Source organism: Pseudomonas sp. Irchel s3h17 (assembly GCF_900187505.1).
Classification (GTDB): domain Bacteria; phylum Pseudomonadota; class Gammaproteobacteria; order Pseudomonadales; family Pseudomonadaceae; genus Aquipseudomonas.
Map to the genome: position 1 here is coordinate 105,341 of NZ_FYDL01000012.1, position 18,532 is coordinate 123,872.

The 18,532-nt window shown below is 60.0% G+C and carries 18 protein-coding genes; 8 read left to right on the forward strand and 10 right to left on the reverse strand.

The window, feature by feature from the left end:
- Nucleotides 1-8: 8 nt before the first annotated feature.
- A complete protein-coding gene (locus CKW25_RS18740; RefSeq protein WP_095081450.1) occupies nt 9-746 on the reverse strand; it encodes an ABC transporter substrate-binding protein in 738 nt (245 codons plus the stop codon).
- Nucleotides 747-1,012: 266 nt separating this feature from the next.
- On the opposite strand from CKW25_RS18740, the gene CKW25_RS18745 reads away from it, so the two are divergent.
- Nucleotides 1,013-1,465: a GNAT family N-acetyltransferase gene (locus tag CKW25_RS18745; RefSeq protein WP_095081452.1), complete on the forward strand. Its 453-nt coding sequence runs from the start codon at nt 1,013-1,015 to the stop codon at nt 1,463-1,465.
- Between the two features lie 288 nt (nt 1,466-1,753).
- Here CKW25_RS18745 and CKW25_RS18750 read toward each other — a convergent pair whose 3' ends face one another.
- Genes CKW25_RS18750 through CKW25_RS18760 form a run of 3 tightly spaced genes read right to left on the reverse strand, consistent with a single transcriptional unit; the run spans nt 1,754 to nt 4,731 of the window.
- Nucleotides 1,754-2,050 (reverse strand): helix-turn-helix domain-containing protein, encoded by a 297-nt coding sequence (locus CKW25_RS18750; RefSeq protein WP_095081453.1) that lies wholly within the window; start codon nt 2,048-2,050, stop codon nt 1,754-1,756.
- Between the two features lie 23 nt (nt 2,051-2,073).
- On the reverse strand, nt 2,074-2,565 hold the full coding sequence (locus tag CKW25_RS18755; RefSeq protein WP_095081454.1) for a M48 family metallopeptidase: 492 nt from the start codon (nt 2,563-2,565) through the stop codon (nt 2,074-2,076).
- Between the two features lie 42 nt (nt 2,566-2,607).
- The gene (locus CKW25_RS18760) at nt 2,608-4,731 is read right to left on the reverse strand and encodes a bifunctional diguanylate cyclase/phosphodiesterase (protein ID WP_095081455.1); all 2,124 of its coding nucleotides are present in this window, start codon (nt 4,729-4,731) and stop codon (nt 2,608-2,610) included.
- A 309-nt stretch (nt 4,732-5,040) separates the two neighbouring features.
- Between CKW25_RS18760 and CKW25_RS18765 the strand changes: the two genes are divergently transcribed.
- The 3 genes from CKW25_RS18765 (at nt 5,041) to CKW25_RS18775 (ending at nt 7,236) form a co-directional block, all read left to right on the forward strand.
- Nucleotides 5,041-5,712 carry a polysaccharide lyase family 7 protein gene (locus tag CKW25_RS18765; RefSeq protein ID WP_095081457.1) on the forward strand — a complete coding sequence of 224 codons (672 nt, stop codon included), beginning with the start codon at nt 5,041-5,043 and terminating at the stop codon, nt 5,710-5,712.
- A gap of 76 nt (nt 5,713-5,788) precedes the next feature.
- Entirely contained in the window at nt 5,789-6,040 is a 252-nt protein-coding gene (locus CKW25_RS18770; protein WP_095081458.1) for a helix-turn-helix transcriptional regulator, read from the forward strand.
- Nucleotides 6,037-7,236 carry a type II toxin-antitoxin system HipA family toxin gene (locus CKW25_RS18775; protein ID WP_095081459.1) on the forward strand — a complete coding sequence of 400 codons (1,200 nt, stop codon included), beginning with the start codon at nt 6,037-6,039 and terminating at the stop codon, nt 7,234-7,236. Before CKW25_RS18770 ends, CKW25_RS18775 begins: the two co-directional genes overlap by 4 nt.
- Nucleotides 7,237-7,323: 87 nt before the next feature.
- Here the strand turns inward: CKW25_RS18775 and fba are convergent, their stop codons facing one another.
- The 6 genes from fba to tkt all read right to left on the reverse strand — a co-directional run bounded on the left by fba (nt 7,324) and on the right by tkt (nt 13,645).
- Nucleotides 7,324-8,388 carry a class II fructose-bisphosphate aldolase gene (gene fba / locus CKW25_RS18780; RefSeq protein ID WP_027617054.1) on the reverse strand — a complete coding sequence of 355 codons (1,065 nt, stop codon included), beginning with the start codon at nt 8,386-8,388 and terminating at the stop codon, nt 7,324-7,326.
- Between the two features lie 174 nt (nt 8,389-8,562).
- Nucleotides 8,563-8,898, reverse strand: coding sequence for an MliC family protein (locus CKW25_RS18785; RefSeq protein WP_095081460.1), 336 nt, complete (start codon nt 8,896-8,898; stop codon nt 8,563-8,565).
- Nucleotides 8,899-8,957: 59 nt separating this feature from the next.
- Nucleotides 8,958-9,179, reverse strand: coding sequence for a hypothetical protein (locus tag CKW25_RS18790; RefSeq protein ID WP_095081461.1), 222 nt, complete (start codon nt 9,177-9,179; stop codon nt 8,958-8,960).
- A 34-nt stretch (nt 9,180-9,213) separates the two neighbouring features.
- Complete coding sequence (locus CKW25_RS18795) at nt 9,214-10,377, reverse strand: phosphoglycerate kinase (protein WP_095081462.1); 1,164 nt, start codon at nt 10,375-10,377, stop codon at nt 9,214-9,216.
- Between the two features lie 25 nt (nt 10,378-10,402).
- Nucleotides 10,403-11,458 carry an erythrose-4-phosphate dehydrogenase gene (gene epd / locus CKW25_RS18800; protein ID WP_095081464.1) on the reverse strand — a complete coding sequence of 352 codons (1,056 nt, stop codon included), beginning with the start codon at nt 11,456-11,458 and terminating at the stop codon, nt 10,403-10,405.
- 189 nt (nt 11,459-11,647) lie between these two features.
- Nucleotides 11,648-13,645: a transketolase gene (gene tkt, locus CKW25_RS18805; RefSeq protein WP_095081465.1), complete on the reverse strand. Its 1,998-nt coding sequence runs from the start codon at nt 13,643-13,645 to the stop codon at nt 11,648-11,650.
- A 273-nt stretch (nt 13,646-13,918) separates the two neighbouring features.
- On the opposite strand from tkt, the gene CKW25_RS18810 reads away from it, so the two are divergent.
- The 4 genes from CKW25_RS18810 (at nt 13,919) to CKW25_RS18825 (ending at nt 18,458) form a co-directional block, all read left to right on the forward strand.
- Nucleotides 13,919-14,914, forward strand: a complete 996-nt coding sequence (locus CKW25_RS18810; protein ID WP_095081467.1) for a metalloregulator ArsR/SmtB family transcription factor — start codon at nt 13,919-13,921, stop codon at nt 14,912-14,914.
- A gap of 19 nt (nt 14,915-14,933) precedes the next feature.
- Nucleotides 14,934-16,124 (forward strand): methionine adenosyltransferase, encoded by a 1,191-nt coding sequence (gene metK, locus CKW25_RS18815; RefSeq protein ID WP_095081468.1) that lies wholly within the window; start codon nt 14,934-14,936, stop codon nt 16,122-16,124.
- Nucleotides 16,125-16,280: 156 nt separating this feature from the next.
- On the forward strand, nt 16,281-17,963 hold the full coding sequence (gene ligB, locus CKW25_RS18820; protein WP_095081469.1) for an NAD-dependent DNA ligase LigB: 1,683 nt from the start codon (nt 16,281-16,283) through the stop codon (nt 17,961-17,963).
- A gap of 99 nt (nt 17,964-18,062) precedes the next feature.
- The gene (locus CKW25_RS18825) at nt 18,063-18,458 is read left to right on the forward strand and encodes a DUF1090 domain-containing protein (protein WP_095081471.1); all 396 of its coding nucleotides are present in this window, start codon (nt 18,063-18,065) and stop codon (nt 18,456-18,458) included.
- The last annotated feature ends 74 nt before the right edge of the window (nt 18,459-18,532 follow it).

Consider the following 18,532-nt stretch of genomic DNA (forward strand, 5'->3'; position numbering starts at 1 on the left):
TATCGAACTTACATCCCATGCTGCCTGAGCAATCGGTCATAGCTGCCATCCGCCTTCATCCCGGCGATTTCACGGTCGAACCCCGCGACGATCCGCGCATGATCGGGGTTTTTCAGGCTGACCAGGATATGCAGGCTGTTTTCGCTCAAGGCCCGCGGCAAGAACTCCACGGCATTACGCACCTTGGGTGATTCGCGCGCCAGGAAGTAGCGAGCGACGTACTCATCCTCCAGCGCCAGCTTCACGCGATCGGCGGCGAGCATGCGCACCGCCATGGGGAAATTGTGCACCGGTACTTTTTGCAGCGCCGCGTCAGCGTCGAATTGGGGTGAGTAGGCATACCCGCGAACCACGGCAATCGGATAAGTGTGCAACTGCTGAAGGTTGTTGTATTCGATGGGTGTGTCTTTGCGCTTGATGAAACGAATCCGGTTGAGCAGGTATTCGCCGGAGAACTGCCCCATCTGGGTGCGTTCCTCGTTGTACCAGGCATTGACCAGTACGTCGTAGCGACCGTCGCCCACCCCCAGCATCGCCCTGGCCCACGGCACCTGCTCGAACTCACTGGCATAACCAGCCCGTGCCAGGGCGGTACTGACGATGTCGGTTGCCAGCCCGCCATTGACCAGTGCGATGTCGGTGAAAGGCGGCCATGCGTCAGCCACCAGGCGTAATTTTTCCGCTGTGGCGCCCTGGCTCAGGAACAGCAACCCAATCAAGGCAAAGGCTCGATGCAATCGCGGCATGCCAAAAAATCCTTAGCGGGCGTACAGCCCAGCGTGTTTTTAGCCGAACTCGATAACCCGTATGCGGCGTGGCGGCCACAACCCCGGCCTTTAACAGTAGCTCATCATCGCCACTGAAAAACGCGCCAATCCAGATTACACAAAGATCACGGGGCCGCGAGAGATGAATGATGGCATTTTGGCCTTTGTCACAGATTTTCATGCAAGCAAGACATCCTGCGCCGAGACGCTTAGTATCGGAAACAGGCTTTTCACAGGACGGGAAAATGACAGTCGATTGGGTCTGCAAACACCACAGCGATCTGGGCAAAGAGCAACTCTATGCCATCTTGCAACTGCGCACACAGGTGTTTGTCGTTGAACAGAAATGCGCCTATCAGGAAGTGGACGGACAGGATCTGGAGAGTGACACCTGCCACTTGATGGCCTGGGACGGTGACCGGCTGGTGGCCTACCTGCGCTTGCTCGACCCGACCTCACAGGGTGGTGACGTGGTCATCGGGCGCGTGGTGATTGCCGCCGATGCACGAGGCCAGGGCCTGGGCCATGAGTTGATGGAGCAAGCGCTCAAACAAGCCGAAAAGCATTGGCCCGACACACCGATCTTCCTGTCGGCCCAGGCCCATTTGCAGGACTACTACGGCCGCTACGGCTTTGTCGTGTCGGGCGTGGAGTACCTGGAAGACGACATTCCACATATCGGCATGCGTCGTTCTTAGGTCAGGCATGGCCCTTTAGTGGGGGCAATACTGGTCAGCCAAGGATAGGCTTGCTCAACACATCCCCGTGGCGAGGGAGCTTGCTCCCGCTCGACCGCGAAGCGGTCGCAAGTCCGGCAAACGCGTTTCTACAGGCCTGACGCGTTTGTCTTTTTAGGGCTGCTGCGCAACCCAGCGGGAGCAAGCTCCCTCGCCACGGGGCCCTCACTCACTTCAAACTTTTCTTAACTCAACAGCATTGCTGTGGCGAGGAAGGCGGCTCCTTCACCATAAAAGACGGGCCTGTATTCAGGGATATCCCAACACTGCCTTGATCTGCCGCAGATGCTGCTCGATCCAGCGCGGATCAATCGCCCCCCACTCACGAATCCGATAGCACCCGGCATGGTTGCGTGCGCCCTCCTCCTGCTCGAACTCGCAAAGGATGTCCAGGTCCGCCAGCGCCGCGATCGTATCCTGGGCGGTGCGCCGGGGCATGCCCGTCACCTCGGTCAGCGCCGGGACACTGCTGGCCAGCCCGCTGTCGATCAGGTAGGCCACGTACAAGCGGCGGTAGAAGCTGCTCTTGGTCTTGCTCACGTCCATCCAGACACTCCTTGTTGCGATAGTTACTGCATGTCCCGCCACGTCAGGTAAACCCGCAAATCAAACTCCAGCTGGTGATAACCCGGCAGCATGTGCTCGCACAGTTTGTAGAAGGCCTTGTTGTGGTCGGACTCCTTGAAATGCGCCAGTTCGTGGACCACGATCATCTTCAGGAATTGTGGGGCGGCATCCTTGAACAAGGAAGCGATGCGGATTTCTTTCTTGGCCTTGAGCTTGCCACCCTGTACCCGGGAGATCGCCGTGTGCAGGCCGAGTGCACGGTGAGTCAGGTCCAGGCGGTTATCGAACAGCACCTTGTCGATCGACGGGGCATTGCGCAGGTATTCCTGTTTCAGCTCCAGGGCATAGTTGTACAACGCCTTGTCGCTCTGTATCGCGTGCTTGTCCGGGTAACGCTGGCTCAGGTACCCACCCAGTCGATCCTCATCGATCAACTGACGCACCTGTGCTTGGAGTGTGGCAGGGTAAGCCTGGAGGTATTTGAGCGCGGTCATGGGGCAACAACAGAGTGGCGAAAGAGCGCCAGTGTAGCGAATTCAGGCCGTCAGCGCGCTCCAGTCAAACGGCCGTACAAAGCCCGCGACGTCCTCGGCCATCAGCGGCCGGGCCACCAGGAAACCCTGCACGTACTGGCAGCCGTTGGCCTCCAGCCACTGATACTGTGCAACGGTCTCCACCCCTTCGGCGATCACCAGAACCCCGAATTGCTTGCACAACCCAATCACGCTTTGAGCCAGTGCCGCGTCCCGGGGAGAGTCGAGAATGCGCGCGACCAGGTGTCGGTCAAGCTTCAGCGTGTCCAGTGCCAAGTCCCGCAAATGGGCCAGGGAACACGCCCCGGAACCAAAATCGTCCAGCGCGACCCGTACCCCCAGGTGACGCAGCAGGCGCACCTGTTTGTGCGACTCATCGAGGTTTTGCATCAAGGCCTCCTCGGTGATTTCCACTTCCAACTGCCCCGGTTGCAGTTGGTGACGCGCCAGCACCTGACGCAGTTCGGTGGCGAGGCCGGGCATGCCGAACTGGGTGCTGCTCAGGCTGACCGCAATCACCACGTCGTCGGCAAACAGGGTTTCCCAGGCTTTTCGCTGCCAGGTGCTGCGATGGTAAATCCAGCTGCCCAGGCGGCTGATCAATCGCGCTTCCTCCAGCAGCGGCAAAAACAATCCCGGCGGCACATCGCCGACACTGGGGTGGTGCCAGCGCAATAACGCCTCGAACCCGCGGACTCGCCCGTCGGCAATCGATACCTGGGGTTGATAGACCAGGCTGAAATCCTTGTTTTCGATGGCCGTGCGCACGCTTTCTTCAAGCATCAGGCGTGTCCGCGCCCGGCCGTTCATTTCGTGATCGTAGAACCGATACTGCTGGCGCCCGGCTCGCTTGGCCTCGTACATGGCGATGTCGGAAGCGCGCAACAGTCCGTCGAGACTGGCCCCACAGTCAGGATAAGTGGCGATCCCGATGCTCACCCCCAACGCCATATCCATACCCTCGATCTGCTGACAGATCGACACCCGCTCAATGATCTTTTCCGCAATCTTCGCCGCTTGCTCGGGAAGCTCCAGGTCGAGCAACGCAGTAAATTCATCCCCACCCATCCGCGCCAGAATGTCGAATGGCCGCAGGCAGGCCTTCAATTGCTCGGAAACCCAGCGCAGCACGCGATCACCCGCGTCATGCCCCAACAAATCGTTGACCCGCTTGAACCCGTCCAGATCCAGGTACAACAATACCCAGGCGCTGCCGGAGCGCTCACTGCGCGGCAGCAGGGTTTCCACGGCCTGGTAGAACCCGCGTCGGTTGAGCAAGCCGGTCAATGGGTCGGTGACCGCCTGGAACTCCAGTTGCTGGTGCAGGTGACGCACCACCGACATGTCGAGCACCGTCACCACCATGGCTTTCTGCTCAGGCGGCAGTGGCGCACAGGAGAGCGCAACCGGCACCTGCTGGCCGGGTGCCGTGCGCAGGATCGCATCATGCACGCGCCACGTTTCGCCCCGGCGGTAACCGCTGTAGATGTCTGAATCATTCCACACCGGGATGTGCGGTTTTTGCAGGAAGTCGACGAGCTCCGAACCTTGCAAATCAGCCACCGTCGCGTTGAGCAAGCGCGAGATGGCCGGGTTGGCAAAGCGGATCAGGCCTTCTTCGCCCACCACCAGAATGCCTTCGGCGGCATTTTCCAGCACCGACGCATTGAAGGCCCGGGCCGCTTCCAGGTCCTGACTCAAGCGCTGCAGCGCTCGGCGGTTGCGCTGATGCTCAAGCAGGGCCTGTACCTTGGGTTTGAGAATTAGCGGGTCGAAGGGTTTGAACAGGTAATCCACCGCTCCATTGGCATAGCCCTTGATCACGGCGTCCTGGGACTGCTCGTTGGCGGTGAGGAAAATGATCGGTGTCAGGTGCGTTCGCTGGCTGCCGCGCATCAGGCGGGCGACTTCAAATCCGTCCATGTCCGGCATCTGCACATCCAGCAGCACCAGATCGACTTCGTGTTCAAGCAACAGGTTCAAGGCTTCGAAGCCGGAAGCCGCCGTCATCACCTGCCAATCCTGGCGCTGCAACAACGCACGCATGCTGATCAGGTTTTCAGGGTAATCATCGACGATCAATAGAACCGGACGGCCTTCAGTGGGCTTGGGTTGCGCGCATTCCATGCTGCTTCTCTTGTTATGGCGTCAAGCGGGATACCGAAAAACCGGACAAGTTTCACTCTAGACCGGGATCAACCAAATCAGAAGAAACCAATACGCCATCACTCGGCAAAACTCCAGGCTCCCGACTAACGGTCGTTGTTACAGGCCACAAAACCCGATGAGGGTGACAGTCGACAGACGACTGACGCCAATAACCCGCCGGACGGACATTAACAAAACGCACCTCAGCGCTTATAAAGACCGCCCTCTAATGTGCGGGCCAGAGCTTCTGGCACGTACGTTCCGACCGCATTCATGGACGCTTTGACGATGATCGATCTCGCAACCTGGAACCTCAGCATTCCCGTCGGTAGCCCGCCGGCCACCATCGACACCCCTCGACTGGTGAGCGGTTACAAGGATCAATACTTCCACTCCGACACCGGCACCTTGTTCTTCTGGACACCGGTCACCGGCTCGCGCACCGAAAATGCGATCTACCCCCGCACTGAACTGCGCGAAACCTACAGCAACGGTACGCTGCACAACTGGCTCTACCCCAACGCCGACAACTCGCTACGCGCCACCCTTGCGGTCAACCAGGTGCCGAGCTCGGGCAAGCTCGTCATCGGCCAGATCCACGCCTACAACAGCCAGAAGCCGATGGTGAAGGTCGAATACCAGTACAAGACCAGCACCTCGACCGGCAACATCGTGGCCAAGGTGCGTATGCGCCCGGACGACGATGTGGGCCGGGTGATCACCATCGCCACCGGGGTCAAACTCGACCGGGAATTCTCCTACCTGATCCATCTCAGCCCCGGCGGGGCCCTGGGCATCAGCGCCGCCGGCTACTCATGGGATACCCAGATCAGCGCCACCTGGAGCAACAAGCCGCTGTACTTCAAGGCCGGGGTTTATGTGCAGGACAACACCGGCTACACCAGCGAAGGCGGGAAAGTGACGTTCAGCAAGCTGGACATTGATCACGATCAAACCTGAGCGCACCCAAACATAAGCTATCGCCATGGAGTTTCGTATACGTTACATTCAGCTATAAATGTCACGGTAACAGAACATGGACTATTTTCTGCTGATCGCCCGCCTTGGTAACCAGTTACGCGAAAAACGTGTGAACCGTGGCCTGACGCAAGTACAGCTTGCCGAACTCGCGGGGCTGACACGACACAAAGTCATTGCTGTAGAGAAGGGCACCCTTTCCGTCGGCATGATCGCCTATGCGCGCATCCTGGGCGCTCTGGATTGTGAACTCACTGTCGTGCCGGCCGTTATGCCGACCCTGGAAGAGCTTGGGGATTTGTTCGAATGAAAATGACCTCCCTCAAAGTCAGTACGCCAGAGGGGAATAGCGGCAGGATTCTCACCCATGCCGAGGGTTTCACTTTCCGTTATCACGAAGATGCATTGCCCGGAATGGCAATCAGTTTGTCGATGCCCGTACGACCTGACGAGTTTCGGCGGCGTGAACTGCACCCTATTTTTCAGATGAACCTGCCAGAAGGCTATGTACTGGAGCAACTGCGCAATCGCCTGGCTAAAACCGTAAATGTCGATCCGATGCTGCTACTGGCACTTTCCGGCAGCACTTCGCCCATCGGCAGAGTTCAGGTGCGCTCTGATGCGGTTGACACCTTGCTGGGGGAGCAACACTTTCCGGGAGAAAAACTCGACGAGATTCTGACGTGGGACGGCACGGAAGATATCTTCGCTGGCATTCTTGATCGCTACATCCTCCGGGCAGGCATTTCAGGTGTACAACCCAAGGTGCTGGTGCCGGAACGGCAGGAAACCGGGTTACCACGGATGACGTCTAAAACCTCGGACCTGATTATCAAAAGTGGCCGAGACGAATTTCCCGGCCTGGCGATCAACGAGTTCCTGTGCATGTCCATTGCAAAGGAGGCGGGCATTCCCGTTCCGCCGTTTTACCTCTCCGATAATGCCAAGCTGTTTGTCATGCGTCGCTTTGATCGCGACGACCAGCTCAACCCGATTGGTTTTGAGGACATGGCGGCGTTGATGGGGCTTTCGGCCGATCAGAAGTACAGCAAGAGTTATGCAGCAATCGCCAAGGCGGTTCGTGTGTTCTGCCCGGCAAAACATCAGCGGTCTTCCCTTGATCAACTCTTCGACAGCGTGGCCCTGAGTTGCATTGTCGGAAATGGCGACGCTCATTTGAAGAACTTCGGTTTACTCTATTCCGAGCCGACGCAACGCGATGCGCACCTGGCACCGGCCTACGACATCGTCAATACCACGGCCTATATCCCAGAGGATGTTTTGGCGCTGGACCTGGCGGGTAACAAGTCAATGTTTGCCTCGCGGCAAGGATTACTGGAGTTTGCGCACACCTGCGAGGTCGAGCAGCCCAAGGAGCGCATCCAGCGATTGCTTGCTGCGCTTGAAGTGGTGCTTGAGCGTTATCCCCAGCATCGGGAACGGGCACCTCATGTGGTCAGTGCCATTGCGCAAGCCGCGGCGCCATTTACCCTGACTTTTGGGTAGCTTTTATCGCGCAGCCTACTTTTAATTTATCCCAACAAAAAAACGCCTCTCGGCGTTTTTTTGTTAGTACGGCTTAACGCTAAAGGCTTAGTTGACCTTGGCGTTCAGCTCACCTTTCAGGTAACGCTGGTACATCGCTTCCAGGGAGATCGGCTTGATCTTCGAAGCGTTGCCGGCAGTACCGAAGGCTTCGTAACGCGCGATGCACACGTCACGCATGGCGGTCACGGTGGCGCCGAAGAATTTACGCGGGTCGAATTCGCTCGGGTTGGTGGCCATCAGGCGACGCATTGCGCCGGTGGATGCCAGGCGCAGGTCGGTGTCGATGTTGACCTTGCGCACGCCGTGCTTGATGCCTTCGACGATTTCTTCAACCGGCACGCCGTAGGTTTCCTTGATGTCGCCGCCGTACTGGTTGATGATCGCCAGCCATTCTTGCGGAACCGAGGAAGAACCGTGCATCACCAGGTGGGTGTTGGGGATGCGCTTGTGGATTTCCTTGATGCGGTCGATAGCCAGCACGTCGCCGGTCGGTGGCTTGGTGAACTTGTACGCGCCGTGGCTGGTGCCGATGGCGATGGCCAGGGCATCGACCTGGGTGCGCTTGACGAAGTCAGCCGCTTCTTCCGGGTCGGTCAGCATTTGGCTGTGATCCAGAACGCCTTCGGCGCCGATGCCGTCTTCTTCACCGGCCATGCCGGTTTCCAGCGAACCCAGGCAGCCCAGCTCGCCTTCGACCGATACGCCACAGGCGTGAGCCAGGGCGACGGTTTGCTGGGTCACACGGACGTTGTAGTCGTAGTCGGTCGGCGTCTTGCCGTCTTCACCCAGGGAGCCGTCCATCATCACCGAGCTGAAGCCCAGCTGGATGGAGCGCTGGCAGACGTCAGGGCTGGTGCCGTGGTCCTGGTGCATGCACACCGGGATGTGCGGGAATTCTTCGATCGCCGCCAGGATCAGGTGGCGCAGGAATGGCGCACCCGCGTACTTGCGGGCGCCGGCCGAAGCCTGGACGATCACCGGAGAGTCAGTCTTGTCAGCGGCTTCCATGATGGCGCGCATCTGCTCAAGGTTGTTGACGTTGAAGGCTGGAACGCCGTAGCCGAATTCGGCTGCGTGGTCCAGCATCTGGCGCATGCTGATAAGTGCCATTGTGTGTGTCTCTCCCGGTTGAGGGTCGTTAATCGTGCAAGCCTGCCGTAGCAGCGGCTGCTATTCAAGTTATTGCAGATCGGGGGTAAAGCCCGGCCTGCGAATTCGGTACTGCTTCAATCTCAAGCGCTACACAGGACTCCTGTGGGAGCGCGGTGAGTCAGATCAATCCTGTTACTGCGCTTTACAACCGCGACCGATCAGGTCATTGGTGGCGACCCAGTACACCAGGCCTTCCTCACCTTTGACGTGAAACGCCAACTGGTCGTCGCTGTACAGCGAACCAGAGCCCGCTGGGTCGAGCTTCAAGCGGTGAACCTGATCATCGCCAAGCCGTACATCAACGGCGCTGCGCGTGGTGTCGGTGTACCGCCAGTGCACGGGTGCCTGACTGTCACAGACCCAGTCGGTCCAGCTGTCCGATGGCGCAGAAGCAGACGACGCAAACGGGTTCAAATTGGCGCAACCGGCAAGTACTGCCAGCCACGCCACGGCGATCAAGCCTTTCATCCATCTTCCTCGGCTGGCGGCATACGCCGACAGCACTGGGCGTTGTTGAATCAGACCCGTCAAGGACAACCCTGTTCCCTGGCGGGTGTGTGCGTCTCGTATTTATCCAGGCCATCAGGCCCGGAACGCTTGTTGAGCACGGGGTTGGTTTCCGCCTGCCAGTCGGCCTGGTAGCAGCCTTTTTCCGGCGCACCGGCACCCGGCTCCGGCGCGGCCGTGGGACTACTCCCACAGCCGGCCAGTACACCCGCCGCGATCAATATCGCTAACGTCTTGACCATGTCCACACTCCTTTGCCTGGCCAACAGGTGGCCCTTAGGCTTTTGCCCGGCTTTCCAGGACTTCAACAGCGGGCAGCACCTTGCCTTCGACGAACTCGAGGAATGCGCCGCCGCCGGTAGAAATGTAGGAGATTTGCTCGGCAACGCCATATTTATCGATGGCCGCCAGGGTGTCGCCACCACCGGCAATGGAGAACGCCGAACTGTCGGCGATGGCCTGGGCCAGGACCTTGGTGCCGTTGCCGAACTGGTCGAATTCGAACACGCCGACCGGACCGTTCCAGAGGATGGTGTTCGACGACTTCAGCAGCTCAGCGAACTGCGCGGCGGTTTGTGGGCCGATGTCCAGGATCATGTCGTCTTCAGCCACGTCAGCGATCAGCTTGACGGTCGCGACGGCGCTTTCAGCGAACTCCTTGGCAACCACTACGTCGACCGGCAGCGGCACGCTGACTTTGGCGGCGATGGCGCGAGCGGTGTCCAGCAGGTCCGGCTCGTACAGGGATTTGCCCACCGGGTGACCGGCAGCGGCCAGGAAGGTGTTGGCGATACCGCCGCCCACGATCAGCTGGTCGCAGATCTGGCTCAGGCTGTTGAGCACGTCGAGTTTGGTCGAGACCTTGGAGCCGGCAACGATGGCGGCCATCGGCTGTGCCGGGGCACCCAGGGCCTTGCCCAGTGCATCCAGTTCGGCTGCCAGCAACGGACCCGCCGCGGCGACTTTGGCGAACTTGGCCACGCCATGGGTCGAACCCTCGGCACGGTGAGCGGTACCGAAGGCGTCCATCACGAACACGTCGCACAGGGCGGCGTATTGTTGGGCCAGCTCGTCGGCGTTCTTTTTCTCGCCCTTGTTGAAGCGCACGTTTTCGAACAGCACGATGTCGCCCGCTTTCACGTCGACACCACCCAGGTAATCAGCTACCAGCGGCACTTCGCGGCCCAGGGCGCGGCTCAGGTAAGCGGCGACGGGCGCCAGGCTGTTCTCGGCCGAGAACTCGCCTTCGGTCGGACGGCCCAGGTGCGAGCAGACCATCACGGCCGCGCCTTTTTCCAGGGCCAGCTTGATGGTCGGCAGCGAAGCCAGGATACGCGCATCGCTGGTGACTACACCGTCCTTGACTGGGACGTTGAGGTCTTCGCGGATCAATACGCGCTTACCTTGCAGATCGAGGTCGGTCATCTTCAACACGGTCATGGGTCGCACTTCCTGTTAGCTCTATTTAGAGAGCAGGTTGTTTAATCGCTGTTTGCAGATAGTGTTCTGCAACATCCAGCATTCGGTTGGCAAAACCCCATTCGTTGTCGAACCAGGCCAGTACGTTCACCAGCCTTGGGCCGGAAACGCGGGTCTGACTGGCATCGACGATCGCCGAATGTGGGTCATGGTTAAAATCACAGCTGGCGTGAGGCAGCTCGGTGTAAGCCAGCAGGCCCTTGAGCGGACCGCGGGTGGCGGCCTCGCGCAGGATCCGGTTGACCTCGCTAGCGTCAGTGTCGGTCATGGTCTGCAGGGTGATGTCCAGGCAAGACACATTGACCGTCGGCACGCGTACGGCTTTGGCCTGAATTCGTCCGGCAAGTTCCGGCAACAGGCGCTCGATGCCTCTCGCCAGACCAGTGGACACCGGGATCACCGACTGGAACGCCGAACGGGTGCGGCGCAGGTCTTCGTGGTGATAGGCATCGATCACCGGCTGGTCGTTCATCGCCGAGTGGATGGTGGTGATCGACACATAGTCCAGGCCAAAGGCCTGATCCAGCAAGCGCAGCAGCGGCACGCCGCAGTTGGTGGTGCAGGAGGCGTTGGACACCAGCAACTCATCGCCGGTCAGGCAATCCTGGTTCACGCCATAGACGATAGTGGCGTCGACATCCGCCTCGCTGGCCATCGGCTGGGAAAACAGCACTCGCGGCGCACCGGCGTCGAGAAACCGCTGGCCATCGGCACGGGTGTTGTAGGCACCGGAACATTCGAGCACCAGGTCGACACCAAGCGACGCCCAATCGATGCCTTCGGGGGTGGCACTGCGCAGGACCTTCACGCAGTCGCCATTAATATGCAGACAATCGCCATCGACCTTCACCTCGCCGGGGAACCGGCCGTGGGTGGAGTCGAAGCGTGTCAGGTATTCGATGCTGGCCATGTCGGCCAGATCGTTGATCGCGACAATTTCAAACCCAGCCGCCGAGCCTCGCTCAAACAACGCACGCAAGACGCAACGACCAATCCGGCCGTAGCCGTTGAGTGCAACTTTGTAGGGACGCGGTTGAGGCATGGGGTTCTCGATAATACGCAGCCAGACGAAATTCTCTTGTGCAACACCCCCCTGTAGGAGCGAGCGTGCTCGCGAAAAACGTGAGGGCAACGCGATTATCCAGATAGCACGCGTTATCGTTAACGTTCATCGCGAGCACGCTCGCTCCTACATGGGGATTGCGGTGGTCATGAAACCACCGCGTCGTGCTTAGTCTTCCAGCAGCTCTTCAGCCTGACCCAGGATGTTTTCCAGGGTGAAACCGAACTCTTCGAACAAGGCTGGCGCAGGCGCCGACTCGCCGTAGGTGGTCATGCCGATGACGCGGCCTTCCAGGCCCACGTACTTGTACCAGTAGTCCGCGTGGGCGGCCTCGATGGCGATACGGGCGCTGACCTGCAACGGCAGGACCGATTGCTTGTAGCCCGCGTCCTGGGCATCGAACACGCTGGTGCACGGCATGGAAACCATGCGCACCTTGCGGCCCTGTTCGGTCAGTTTGTCGAAGGCTTGAACAGCCAGGCCGACTTCCGAACCGGTAGCGATCAGGATCAGCTCAGGCTCGCCCGCGCAATCCTTGAGCACGTAGCCACCGCGGTTGATCAGTTCGATCTGCACCGCATCACGGGTTTGGTGCTGCAGGTTCTGACGCGAGAAGATCAGGGCCGAAGGACCGTCTTTACGCTCCAGGGCGCACTTCCAGGCCACTGCCGACTCAACCGCGTCGGCTGGACGCCAGGTGTCGAGGTTCGGCGTGCAGCGCAGGCTGGCCAACTGTTCGATTGGCTGGTGCGTCGGGCCGTCTTCGCCCAGACCGATGGAGTCGTGGGTGTAGACGTGGATCACACGCTGCTTCATCAGGGCGGACATGCGCACTGCGTTGCGGGCGTATTCCATGAACATCAGGAAGGTCGCGCCGTAAGGCACCAGGCCGCCGTGCAGGGCAATGCCGTTCATGATGGCGGTCATGCCGAACTCGCGCACGCCGTAGTACATGTAGTTGCCGCTGGCATCTTCAGCCGTGACGCCCTTGCAACCTTTCCACAGGGTCAGGTTGGAACCGGCCAGGTCAGCCGAGCCGCCGAGGAACTCAGGCAGCATCGGACCGAACGCGTTCAGGGCGTTCTGGCTGGCTTTACGGCTGGCGATGGTTTCGCCTTTGGCAGCGACTTCAGCGATATAGGCCGAGGCTTTTTCGGAGAAGTCAGCCGGCAGATCACCGCTCAGACGACGAACCAGTTCATTGGCCAGCTCAGGGAATTCGGCAGAGTAGGCAGCAAAACGCTGGTCCCACTCGGCTTCGGCAGCTCTACCGGCTTCCTTGGCGTCCCATTCGGCATAGATGTCGGCCGGAACTTCGAACGGACCGTGATTCCACTTCAGTGCAGCGCGGGTCAGGGCGATTTCCGCGTCACCCAGTGGGGCGCCGTGGCAGTCTTCCTTGCCCTGCTTGTTCGGCGAGCCGAAGCCGATGGTGGTCTTGCAGCAGATCAGCGTCGGTTGCTCGCTTTTGCGTGCAGTTTCGATGGCGATCTTGATCTCTTCGGGATCGTGACCGTCAACGTTGCGGATCACTAGCCAGTTGTAGGATTCGAAGCGCTTCGGGGTGTCATCGGTGAACCAGCCTTCGACTTCGCCGTCGATGGAGATGCCGTTGTCATCGTAGAAGGCAATCAGCTTGCCCAGGCCCAAAGTGCCGGCCAGGGAGCTGACTTCGTGGGAAATGCCTTCCATCATGCAGCCATCACCCAGGAACACGTAGGTGTGGTGATCAACAATGTTGTGGCCAGGACGGTTGAACTGTGCCGCCAGCACTTTCTCGGCCAGGGCAAAGCCCACCGCGTTCGCCAGGCCCTGGCCCAGTGGGCCAGTGGTGGTTTCAACGCCCGGGGTGTAGCCGAGTTCCGGGTGGCCCGGGGTGCGGCTGTGCAATTGGCGGAAGCTTTTCAGGTCATCGATCGACAGGTCGTAGCCAGTCAGGTGCAGCAGCGAGTAGATCAACATCGAGCCGTGACCGTTGGACAGCACGAAGCGGTCACGGTCGGCGAAGGATGGATTGCTCGGGTTGTGCTTGAGGTAGTCACGCCAAAGTACTTCGGCGATATCCGCCATACCCATAGGGGCACCGGGATGGCCGCTGTTGGCTTTTTGCACGGCATCCATGCTGAGTGCACGAATGGCGTTGGCACGCTCACGACGGCTGGGCATCGCTGATCTCCTGCGGATTCTGAATCGAGAGTGAATAAAACGGAACGGAAAAAAGGCGAGCATTTTCCCTCAGCGGACAGCCTCGGGGCAATGACAGATAGTCGATATGGCAGGTTTTTCCTGTGGATATCTGCGTATTGGTCAGGTGAAACCTTTCCGCGTTTCGTTTGTAGAGTAAGGTCCGGCCTGGGAAGTGCCATCTATCGAGCAATATCAAAACTTTTTGATATTGACCTTGCGGTGCTTTCGACGCGTGACTAGACTGCCAGCCTTATGAATTTACGCGTGCCTTCCATTCGCCACGACGATTGCGACGAGCTGGCGGCCCTGTGCAAGGCCGGCGGCGATCCGTTGCGGCTGAATGTATTGCGCGCCCTGGCCAACGACTCGTTTGGCGTACTGGAACTGGCGCAGATCTTTGCAACCGGCCAATCGGGCATGAGCCACCACCTCAAGGTGCTGGCCCAGGCCGACCTGGTGGCAACCCGCCGTGAAGGCAACGCGATTTTCTACCGTCGCGCCCTGCCCCACACCGAGTTGCTCGGAGGCAAGCTGCACGCTGCCTTGCTTGAAGAAGTGGACAACCTGACCTTGCCCGGCGATGTGCAATCGCGGATCAGTCAGGTCCACGGGCAGCGGGCTGCCGCCAGCCAGGACTTTTTCTCACGGGTTGCGGAAAAATTTCGTGCCCAGCAAGACTTGATCGCTGGCCTGCCACAGTACCGCGAGAGCGTACTGGCATTGCTCGACAAACTGAGTTTCAACGAAGCGGCCACCGCCATCGAAGTCGGCCCCGGCGACGGCAGTTTTCTGCCGGAGCTTGCACGACGCTTCACCCAGGTCACGGCCCTCGACAACAGCCCGGCCATGCTCGAACTGGCGCGTCAGGTCTGCGAGCGTGAAACGCTGACCAATGTCAGCCTTCAATTGGCCGATGCATTAAATGGCGTGAGCCTGGCGGCCGATTGCGTTGTACTGAACATGGTCTTGCACCATTTCGCCGCACCCGCCGATGCGCTCAAGCAGATGGCCGGCTTGCTGCAACCAGGCGGTAGCCTGTTAGTGACAGAGTTATGCAGTCACAACCAAAGTTGGGCCAGGGAGGCCTGCGGTGATCTTTGGTTGGGATTTGAACAGGACGATCTGGCCCGTTGGGCCACCGCTGCGGGACTCGTTCCCGGGGAAAGCCTCTATGTAGGCTTACGTAATGGTTTCCAGATTCAGGTCCGCCATTTTCAGCGACCGGCTGGCGACACTCACCATCGGTAAATATCAGGAAAACATCGAGATGAGCGAATACTCCCTTTTCACCTCCGAGTCCGTGTCTGAAGGGCATCCGGACAAAATCGCCGACCAGATTTCTGATGCGGTGCTGGACGCCATCATTGCTGAAGACAAGTTCGCCCGTGTGGCGTGCGAGACTCTGGTGAAAACGGGCGTGGCGATCATCGCCGGCGAAGTCACCACCTCGGCCTGGGTTGACCTGGAGCAGATCGTTCGTGACGTCATCACCGACATCGGCTACAACAGCTCCGACGTCGGTTTCGACGGCGCGACCTGCGGCGTGATGAACATCATCGGCAAGCAGTCCCCCGACATCAACCAGGGCGTCGACCGTGCCAAGCCTGAAGATCAGGGTGCCGGCGACCAGGGCCTGATGTTCGGCTACGCCAGCAACGAAACCGACGTGCTGATGCCAGCCCCGATCACCTTCTCGCACCAACTGGTGCAGCGCCAGGCCGAAGCCCGTAAATCCGGCCTGCTGCCCTGGTTGCGTCCGGACGCCAAGTCCCAGGTCACCTGCCGCTATGAAAACGGCAAGGTGGTGGGTATCGACGCCGTCGTTCTGTCGACCCAGCACAACCCGGAAGTGTCGTACAAGGACCTGCGCGAAGGCGTAATGGAGCTGATCGTCAAGCACGTACTGCCTGCCGAACTGCTGCACAAGGACACCCAGTTCCACATCAACCCGACCGGCCAGTTCATCATTGGTGGCCCGGTGGGCGACTGCGGCCTGACCGGCCGCAAGATCATCGTTGACACCTACGGCGGCATGGCCCGTCACGGTGGCGGTGCGTTCTCCGGCAAGGATCCATCGAAGGTTGACCGTTCGGCCGCCTACGCGGGTCGTTATGTGGCCAAGAACATCGTGGCAGCCGGCCTGGCCGAGCGTTGCGAGATTCAGGTTTCCTACGCCATCGGCGTCGCTCAGCCGACTTCGATCTCGTTGAACACCTTCGGCACCGGCAAGATCAGCGATGACAAGATCATCAAACTGGTCCGCGAAGTGTTCGACCTGCGTCCATACGCGATCACCACCATGCTCGAGCTGCTGCACCCGATGTACCAGGAAACCGCTGCTTACGGCCACTTCGGTCGTACTCCGGAAACCAAGACTGTGGGCGAAGACACCTTCACCACCTTCACCTGGGAAAAAACCGACCGCGCCGACGCCCTGCGTTCCGCCGCCGGCCTGTAAGCCTCCCGGCTACAGCAAAAGCCCCGCACGGCTCGCCCTGCGGGGCTTTTTCATGGGCGCATGACTGGCCCGGACACACACTGCAAAGCTCCCGAGCGCGCCCGCGCAATGGCTGGTCTAGCCTTCAAGCATCCCCCCAGAGCAAGGATGCTCATGATGCGACCTGTGCACCTGTTGTCGATCGGCGCATGGCTGACCACTGTTTGCCTGAACGTCAACGCAAGCCCCTGCCCCGACTGGCCAGCCAAGCGCGCCTACGCGGAAATCAACGCCCTGCAACAGCAGATCAGCGACTGGGATGACAACTACCATCGACAAGGGCGTTCACTGGTTGCCGATGAGCTCTACGACCAGTCCCGCGCCCGCCTCGACAGCTGGCGCTCCTGCTTCAACCCGGGCACGACACCGGTCAATCCACTGAGCACGGCTCGCGGAACGGTGCTCCACCCCATCCCCCATACCGGCCTGGATAAATTGAGCGATGGCCAGGCGGTCCAGGACTGGCTCGCCTCCCGCGATGACGTGTGGGTTCAACCCAAAGTCGATGGCGTTGCCGTCTCACTGGTTTATCGCAAAGGGCGACTTGCACAGGCAATCAGTCGCGGCGACGGCATCAACGGCCAGGACTGGACGATCCCGGCACGCAAGATCGATGCAATCCCCCAGCAACTGACGCAACCTGTCGACCTGGTGGTGCAAGGCGAACTCTACTGGCGCCTGACCGATCATGCACAAGCCGCCGCGGGCAGCCTCAATGCCCGTGGCAACGTGGCCGGGCTGATGGCCCGCAAGACGCTGAGTCTTGAGGAGGCCAACAAGGTCGGACTGTTCACCTGGGACTGGCCCCAAGGCCCGAGCAACCTGCCAGCCCGTGCGACAGCACTGACCGAGCTGGGCTTCGCCACCACGGAGCCCTACTCCCAGCCGATCAAGACTTTCGCCGATGCCGAACATTGGCGTGACCACTGGTATCGCACACCACTGCCCTTCGCCAGCGACGGTATCGTTCTGCGTCAGCAGTCGCGGCCGCCGGCCGAACGCTGGCAAGCAAAATCGCCGTACTGGGCCATCGCCTGGAAATACCCCGTTGCCCAAGCGTTGGCGCAGGTGCGCAAGGTTCACTTCACGGTCGGCCGCACCGGGCGCATCACCCCGATACTGGAACTGGAGCCGATTACCCTTGATGATCGGCGGGTCAAACGGGTCAGCGTCAGCTCGCTGCAACGCTGGCAGCACCTGGATATCCGCCCCGGCGATCACGTCGCCATCAGCCTTGCCGGCCTGACCATCCCCCGGCTCGACAACGTTGTATGGCGCAGCACCGAACGGCCCGAAGTGCTGGCGCCACGCCCTGAAGACTTCCACCCCCTCAGTTGCTGGCAACCGACACCCGGATGCGAAAGCCAGTTTCGCGCGCGCTTGACCTGGCTCAGTGGCAAGCACGGCCTGGCGCTGCAGCATATGGGAGCCGGCACCTGGGAAAAGCTGATCGATGCCGGCCGTATCAAAGGGTTACTTGATTGGTTGACCCTTGAAGCTCAAGAGCTTGCTACCATTGATGGTTTCGGCGAGCGCAGTGGTGCCCGCCTGGCAACCAGTTTTCAAGGTGCCCGACAACAGCCCTTTTCACGCTGGCTGAAGGCCTTGGGCATGCCGCCGACGGGCAACGCGAGCCTTGCTGGCTCATGGCAGTCCCTGGCACAACGAGACACCGGACAATGGCAGGCCGAAACCGGAATCGGCCCAGGGCGCGCGGCGCAATTGAGCGCCTTTTTTCGCGACCCGCAGGTACAGGCATTGAGCGAACAGTTACGCACGGCCGGCATCGACGGGTTTTAGAGGCCCGGATGTCCGGCAACGGTTGAACCCACCGGGTATTGATGCGCTCCAATCGACCATCTGCTCGCCGACTTGAACACGTTCTTAAACGGAGCCTTTATGAAATTTCTTGCACCGATAGCCCTGCTCGCCCTGTGCAGTGCCATCGTCACGCCCCTGATGGCTACCGAGCAAACACCGGAACTCACTGGCTGCGCAGCCAAGCGCCAGTCCATCAGCACCCAGATTGAACAGGCCAAGGCCCAGGGCAATGCCGAACAACTGGCCGGCCTGGAAAAAGCCCTGAGCGAAGTGACCGCGCACTGCACCGATGCTTCGCTGAAGAAAGAGCGCGAAAACAAGGTGCTGGACGCCAAGCACGAAGTCAGTCAACGCCAGGCCGACCTCGACAAGGCGATGAAAAAAGGCGATCCGGAGAAGATCAACAAACGCAAAGACAAACTCGCCGAATCCCGCAAGGAACTGCAGCAGGCGCTGGAAGAACTGGACAAGTAATTCGGATCACAGGTGCAGGAGCCGGCTTGCCAGCGCCTGCAGATCAGCGTGAACCGTCAACCTGCGAAGACTCT